The sequence below is a fragment of the uncultured Clostridium sp. genome, from assembly GCF_947072515.1.
In the GTDB taxonomy this organism is placed as follows: Bacteria; Bacillota; Clostridia; order Clostridiales; family Clostridiaceae; genus Clostridium.
Genome location: NZ_CAMTIG010000097.1, coordinates 1 through 7856, shown reverse-complemented (window position 1 = coordinate 7856; position 7856 = coordinate 1). Strand labels below are relative to the sequence as shown.

Here is a 7856-nt window from a genome sequence, read left to right as displayed (position 1 = left end):
GTTACAACTTTTTCTTTTTTATAGTCCTTCTTTTAAAATTCTTTTACTTTCTCCTGAACTCATATTTTTAATTTGTATCATATTTTCTTCTACTTCTTCTTCTCCTATTAAAATTACATTTTCCACATCTACTTTATTTGCATAATTCATCTTCTTTTTTAATGAATCCTCTTCCCAGTATATATCTACTATATTTCCTTTTAAATTCAATTTATTTAATACTGTAATGCAATAATCTATTGTATCTCCTATTGGTATTATTAAATAATCCAAAGTCCTAGCCTCTTTATATTTTTCTACAAATCCAATTTCCTTTAGTACAAAAAATAATCTTGTAAGTCCTATAGAAATTCCTACTCCAGGAAGTATATTTTTAGTATAATTTTCTGCTAAATTATCATATCTTCCACCTGAACAAATAGATCCATAGTTTTCATTTCCAATTAATAATGTTTCAAATACTGTTCCTGTATAATAATCTAATCCCCTTATTATCTTTAAATTTATCTTATACTTTTCCTTTTTAACTCCTAACATCTCTATTATTCTACAAACTTCTTTTAATTCTTCTACTCCTTCTAAGTACTCCTTATTTTGTATATTTAACTTCATAAGATTTTCTATTATATCGCCTTCAAAACTAAATATATTATTTATAAACTCACTTTTTTTATTACCTGCTAATACTTTAAGCTCTTTTTGAAATTCTACTGCTCCTATTTTGTCATACTTATCTATAAGAATCATTACATCATTTTTATCTTCTATTTCTAATTCATCTAAAATACCTTTTAATATTTTTCTATTACTTATTTGAAATTCATACTCTTCTAATCCAATGCTTTTAAATGCCTTATTTGCTAAGCTTATAACCCAAGCATCATTATTTATACTAAGCTTTTCTTTTCCTATAACATCAACATCACATTGATAAAACTCTCTATATCTTCCCTTTTGATTTCTTTCGCCTCTATATACTTTTCCTATTTGATATCTCTTAAATGGAAAGTTTAAATTTTCATAATATTGAGCTACATATCTAGCAAGTGGAACTGTTAAATCAAATCTTAAAGCTAAATTATTCTTTCCTTTTTGAAAACTATAAACTTGCTTTTCTGTTTCTCCTCCACTTTTAGCTAAAAGTACTTCTGCTTTTTCAATAACTGGTGTATCTATTCCTAAACATCCATTTTCTTCATATACCCTTGTTATTTTATTTACAATATCATTAAAAATCCTTTGTTCCTTAGGTAATAACTCCATAAATCCTGGTAATATACTTGGTTTTATTATTTCTTTTTTCATCTTTCTCTCTCCTTCTAATCTATTTATTGAACTTCTTCTTAATTTTAAATACAAAAAAACCATGTAGGTCCACATCCTACATGGTTTATATAATAAATTATAACTTAGCTTAATTTATTATTACCAGAGATAGATGCAAACCTATGTCAAATAGACTTGCATCTGCTTTTTCGCAAATCAAGTCTCTAGTAATGATGATGTAATTTTTTTTGATTCATTTTTTTAAGCTTTATCATAATTTTCCCTCCAAAATTTTTCTTGTTATTTTTAGTATATCACAATGTAAATATTTTTAAAGTATTGATTTTTCTTTATTCATTTCCACATCTAAATCAATAATCATTTTATTACATTTAGAACAAACAAACGCTGTATTTACTATTGGTGCATAACTCCAAAAACTTTTTCTTTTTAAATAAATATATTTAGGTGACACGTCTCTTTCTTTTGGTCTCCACGTATTTGCATATCGATCCCCTATTAATTCTCCTTCCACCATTTTTATTGCACAATATGGACACTTCATACTATTCTAACCTCTCTTTTAATTAATTTTTAAACTCGTATATATCTTCACATAACTCTTTAAATCCGATACTATATTCATTTTCATTTTCTGATATCATTTTATCTTTATACTTCTCTATAAAAAACTCTGATTTCTCTTTAGCCATATTAATAAAAAAATCCTCATCCATTTTATTTAAAAAATTATAGTATGCCTCTCTTTCTTTATCCTTTTTATAAGCTTGTATACTTCCTAAATCTTGCCTAATTGAATTGCTTATTTCTAATTTCTCTGCCTTTTTCAAATTCTTATCATTTTCAAATAAGTAAACTATTTTTCTATTTATTGAATTTTGTATTTGTTCCTCATATCGAATTACTTTCTCCTTAACTTCTATATATTTCTTTCCAAATACTCCTCCTCCAATAGTTAACCCTAAAATCACAATCCCCACTACCATAATTTTTCTTTTAACCATATTACCCTTTTATACTCCTTTATTTTTTATAAATATTCTAACCCATTTATTAAAGATTTTATTGTTTCAGGACATGCTAAAATAACATATTCAAGTTTTATTCCTAAATTACTTTTACATGCAATTCCTGTATTTTTCACTCCAAGTTCATCTGCTATAAGTTGTGCTCTATAAAGATGAAAGTCATCAGTAACAATGACTACTTTCTCATTCTCTGCCCCCATATTTTTTAAAATTTTCTTAGAGAAGGCTATATTTTGTACCGTTGTTCTTGACTTATTTTCTTCTATGATTCTATTTTCTTTTATTCCATGTTCTATTAAATAGTTTTTCATAGCCACAGCCTCTGGTACAATTTCATCAGGCCCCTGTCCACCTGATACTATTACTTTGGTGTTTTTATACAAATTTAAATAATCAATTCCTAAGTTTAATCTTTTTTCTAATATACTTCCTGGTTTATCCCCATTTAACCCACCACCTAGTATTATTTCATATCTATAATCTCCTACATTATATAAATCTTTATATGTAGCCATATGGTAAATATATATACCTTCAAATATTAGATATCCTAAAATTGTAATAGATACCAGAATTGAAAATATCCATCCTACAACTTTTATTTTTTTATTTTTAATTTTCTTTCTTTTTTTAATGAAAAACACTATCCCTATTAAAGATAATAATCCTAATATTATAAAACATATAAATGCTGCTAAAACTAATTTTAAATTCCTCATTCTGCTCCACCTCTCTTTATAGTTTACTTCATTGAACAGATATAAGGTTTACAATCACATTACTTTAATTTATTAATTATAATAAAAAATACTAACTATTTATAATTATATAGCTAGTATTTCTATTTTAAATTAAATTAAAATGTTTCATTGCATAATAAAATCCTTCATTATCGATATCCTTCGTTATATAGTTTGCTACTTTTTTTATTTCTTCCGGTGCATGTCCCATAGCTATTCCTGTAGTTGCAAAGTCTATCATTTCCATATCATTATAGTCATCACCTATTGCATAGATATTTTCAGACTCTATATTAAAATATTTTAAAACTACTTCCATTCCTACTTTTTTAGATACACCTTTTTCGCAAATTTCTCCACCAGAAAAGAATTTACTTAAAGAAAGGGCAACACAAGTATATTTATCGCCTAACTCTTCTACAATTTGCTCATATGTTAAAGGACATTTATTTTCTTTATAAAGAATATCTGCTCCATAGTAGTGAAATTTATTCACTTCTATCTCTAATGGATTCTCTATTTCTTTAGTTCTTTTGTGAATAAAATTTCTTCTATTTACTAACCCTTCATAATCTTCTTCAGAAATGCTTCCTTTTTCAGGAAGTTCAAATAATTTCATATATCTTTCTTTATGCCCTAAATTCGTATATATATAATCATTAGCTTCTAAATTATAAATAATTCCATGCTTATCAAAATACTCTATTATTTCTTTTTGATTTTCTTTTCCCATTGGATTTTTATAAACTATCTCATTATTTATGACTACAGTTCCACCAGCTGAACAAACCATATGTTCAATATCTAAATCCTTTAATGGTCCATCAATAGCAGCATATGATCTCCCTGTACTCAAAACTAAGATATGACCATTATTTCTAAGCTTTTTGAATGCTTTTTTAGTTAACTCTGATATTCCATTTCTTGATACTACTGTTCCATCTGCATCAAAAAATATTATTTTTCTCTCCATAAATTTAACCCCCTATATTTTCTTTATTATATAAATTATACCATTTAGAGTTAACTCCAAGTCAATTTAAATTTTTTTTGCTTAAATTTTATAAAGGATAGTTTTTTTCTCTATCATGCGTAACATAATTGTTATCCTTCCTTAACTATTTGTTTTTTGCTTTTTAATTTTTAGTTCATATTATTACTTTAAAATTTATTCATTAAGTTATTTATCAAAATTATTATATAAACTGTTTTCATTTATATAATATGAAAGGAGATTTTTTTATGAAATTGAATAATTATTTGATTTCTATTTCCTTTTTTATCGCTTTTCTTTTAATAGTTGCAGGTGGAATAATATTTTATGAAGGTATGTCAAATAACTCTTTAGTCACTATTTCCACTGGAACTACTCCATCATATTTAAGTGCAGCTTCAAAAAAAGAAAATGATTTAAATAAACTTTCGTCACCTCATCATTCAACTACTAATTCATCACTTAATGTATCTACAAAGGCAGCTGCAAGCACAGACAATATTGCTACTCCTATTGTGACTTTAAGTAATCCTAAATATAAGACTATAACTGAATTAAATACTACTACTTCTCCATCTTCAAACATTCAATCTACTAACAGTGTAAGCTCTAGTAGTACTAAAACTTCTACACCTATTAGTAAATCTAATGGTACCGGAAATTTTTCAGATCTTATTAACGGAGACAAGTATTTAATTGGAACAATTGAAGGTGATACAATTGTAATTCCTTTAAAAAGTGGAGTTGTAAACAATAATCAATTAATTTTACCAGAATATTATGTTGATAAATTAGATGAAACATTTACTTTAAAAATCGATTCTTTAGGAAATAATAATTTTACAATGTATGAATATTATAATGGTATAAATACAGGTATTTTCAAACTTAAATGTTCACCATCTTCCTATAATACAACTCTCAGTGGAACCTTTTCAAAACCTGGTTCTAATGTTGTAATTGGAATAAACTTTTCTTCATCTAATAATGGTGGAATTTTGAGTTATCCATTCTTTAATGGTCTGGTAAATGGAACTCCTGTGACCTTTGCTCAAACAGCTGATTCATCTGGTTTCTTTGAAAAATACTCAGGTGATAGCAACATTTTCAATTTAAAATATAATTATGACCAATCACTTATTAAAAATTATAAGATTCTTTTAACTGAATCTTTTAATAATAAAATTACTGGTCAATATGAATTAAATTCTTATGATAATGGTGAGATTTTGAAAGGTTTATATGTTCCAGCTTCCAATCCAAAGCTTAAATATCCTGTAACTTTTACAGGAAGTTTTAATCCTTAATTTTTTTATAAAAGCGCTATTAACTTTAATATAAATATAAAGTTAATAACGCTTTTATATTTATGGAAATTTATGTATCTTTTTCTTTTAAATCAAGCTATAATTATTTTATACATTTTAGGAGGGGATAATTTATGAACCATAAAGGTACAGTTACTTTAGAAACAAAAAACTTAATACTTAGAAAATTTAGAAAAAATGATGCACTACCTATGTATAGCAATTGGGCTAATAATCCTAATGTAACTAAATTTTTAACTTGGCCTCCTCACGAAAATATCCATGTTACTGAAGAAATTTTAAATGATTGGATTAAAAGCTACAATAAAGATAATTATTATCACTGGGCAATCACTCTAAAATCAGGAGATGATGAACCTATTGGCGTAATAAGTGTAGTTAGTCAAAATGAAAAATTAGCTTTAACTCATATTGGATATTGTATTAGTGAAAATTGGTGGCATAAAGGAATTACTTCTGAGGCATTACAAGCTGTTATTCATTTTCTTATAACAGAAGTTTGTGCAAATAGAGTAGAATCTAGACATGATCCTCGTAATCCGAACTCTGGAAAAGTTATGCTTAAATGTGGCATGAAATACGAAGGTACTATAAGAAGTGGAGATCTAAATAATCTTGGTATCTGTGATTATTCTGTATATGGTATTTTAGCTAATGAACTTAAATAACGACTAAATTTAAGTGAATTATTTTTTATGATTTTACATTAAAAAAAACATAAAAAAACCATTTAAAATCAAAACTTAGTAGTAAATCCAACAGATTTTTCATAAAATAATAAGCTTAGTAGTATTAAATTTTTCTTAACTAAGCTTATTACTTTTTATTTAATTATTGTTTAAAATTTGTACTATATAAATTAAACACTATTTATTTTTAAGATGTGTAGCTTTTTATATACTCTTTATAAAAAGCTATTGCTTTTTCAAAATTCTCTATGGATATTTTTTCGTTTAATCCATGCACCATATTCATATCTGCTGGTTTCATACAAAGTGGAGCAAATCTAAAAGTATTTTGAGTTATCTCATCAAAATGTCTTGAATCTGTTCCTGCAAGCATTCTATATGGTGCTATATTTACTTCTTTAAATATTTTTTTAATAGCCTCTCCTATCTCATTAAATCCTTTTGATTTAATATTACTTATTTTTGATGGTTTAAAGCCATAATCTACTATATATTCTATATTAAATTCTTCAAATTTTTTCTTTAAAATTTCCATTATACCTAATAATTTATCTTCTTGAGATACTTTTATTGTAAGCTTTAAAGTCTTATCTTCAATTTCACCAAACTTTAGAGTGCTCTTTATCATATCAGCACCTTCTTTTCCCATTTTGCTTAAACTTTTTACTAAAATAGGCTTTAAATATTCTCCACCCTTTAAAATAAAATTCATAGGAAATTTCATTTTACTACTGAAGGCTTTAAGCATTTCTATCATTTCATCTGAAATTCTACTTTTAAAAGGATTTTCTTTTTCTAAACTTTCTTTTAGTTTAATAAGATTCTCTTCCTCTCCTTTTAAACTTAAAATAATGTGACCTTTTTCAGAAATCCCTATCATTGCAAAGGCTCCATTAACACCATTTATAGGTGGATTCATTATTGCTCCACCTTCATCTAAAAGACTTTCAAAAAAAATTTTATTTTCTTTTAAATATAAACATAATTTTTCTCCACCATCTCCAGCTATTTCTTCATTTCTTGTAGACATTAAATAAATATCACGATTAGGATTAAAGCCTTCTTTTACTAGCTCTTCACAGGCTATAAGCATTGAACATAATGGTCCTTTTGTATCTATAGCTCCTCTTCCACATATATATTCCTCTATAACCTCTCCACCTAAAGGATCAAAATCCCATTTACCACAATCTACATCTGCTGTATCCATATGATTCATAAGTGCAATTGCTTTTAAATCATTAAATTTCCCCTTCCACTTAAAAATTATATTTCCATCTATATTGATCTTTTCTAATCTACTATATATTTTAGGAAAACTCTCTTCTAAAATTTTGTGGAATTCATCAAATCTTTCTTTATTATCATTTTTCTTTGACACCGTATTACAACTTATCATTCTCGATAAGATTTTTATGTGCTCCTCCATAAAAACATCCCCTAAACTTAATTATTTCATAAAAAATTATAACTCTATATATCCTAATAAAAAAGTTTTTACTCAAACTAACTCTTTTTATTTTTTCCTTTCTCAGTAATATTTTTCACTAATTTTTTTAATACTTTCCACGGTATTAATTGCTACATCCACTTTTCCAAATTTTTTAACAGTAAATTCAAAAAGCTCTTTTATATTACTAACAACAGTTAAACCTAATTGTATTAATTTAGCTACTCCACCATTATTATTTATTTAATTTTACCTTACTTTTATCTTTTGTTTTTTTACAATATACTTTATTTCCTTCGTTTGATTTTATTATAGTTTTATGCTTAAATAAAAAAAAGTA

8 protein-coding genes are annotated in these 7856 nt (G+C 25.9%); 2 read left to right on the top strand and 6 right to left on the bottom strand.

The features are described 5' to 3' along the window. Nucleotides 1-18 precede the first annotated feature (18 nt). The 5 genes from hisS to Q0W06_RS18620 form a co-directional block, all read right to left on the bottom strand. Entirely contained in the window at nt 19-1305 is a 1287-nt protein-coding gene (gene hisS, locus Q0W06_RS18640; RefSeq protein ID WP_297639366.1) for a histidine--tRNA ligase, read from the bottom strand. Between the two features lie 292 nt (nt 1306-1597). Beyond that, nucleotides 1598-1831: a PF20097 family protein gene (locus Q0W06_RS18635; RefSeq protein WP_297639363.1), complete on the bottom strand. Its 234-nt coding sequence runs from the start codon at nt 1829-1831 to the stop codon at nt 1598-1600. Nucleotides 1832-1853: 22 nt separating this feature from the next. Next, nucleotides 1854-2291, bottom strand: a complete 438-nt coding sequence (locus Q0W06_RS18630) for a hypothetical protein (RefSeq protein WP_297639360.1) — start codon at nt 2289-2291, stop codon at nt 1854-1856. Nucleotides 2292-2317: 26 nt separating this feature from the next. Continuing rightward, complete coding sequence (locus tag Q0W06_RS18625) at nt 2318-3034, bottom strand: YdcF family protein (protein ID WP_297639357.1); 717 nt, start codon at nt 3032-3034, stop codon at nt 2318-2320. A gap of 127 nt (nt 3035-3161) precedes the next feature. Then, a complete protein-coding gene (locus Q0W06_RS18620) occupies nt 3162-4028 on the bottom strand; it encodes an HAD family hydrolase (protein ID WP_297639354.1) in 867 nt (288 codons plus the stop codon). 269 nt (nt 4029-4297) lie between these two features. On the opposite strand from Q0W06_RS18620, the gene Q0W06_RS18615 reads away from it, so the two are divergent. After that, on the top strand, nt 4298-5356 hold the full coding sequence (locus Q0W06_RS18615; RefSeq protein WP_297639351.1) for a hypothetical protein: 1059 nt from the start codon (nt 4298-4300) through the stop codon (nt 5354-5356). Nucleotides 5357-5490: 134 nt separating this feature from the next. Further along, a complete protein-coding gene (locus Q0W06_RS18610) occupies nt 5491-6045 on the top strand; it encodes a GNAT family N-acetyltransferase (protein ID WP_297639348.1) in 555 nt (184 codons plus the stop codon). 208 nt (nt 6046-6253) lie between these two features. Here Q0W06_RS18610 and Q0W06_RS18605 read toward each other — a convergent pair whose 3' ends face one another. Further along, a complete protein-coding gene (locus tag Q0W06_RS18605; protein ID WP_297639346.1) occupies nt 6254-7495 on the bottom strand; it encodes a M20/M25/M40 family metallo-hydrolase in 1242 nt (413 codons plus the stop codon). Between the last annotated feature and the right edge of the window lie 361 nt (nt 7496-7856).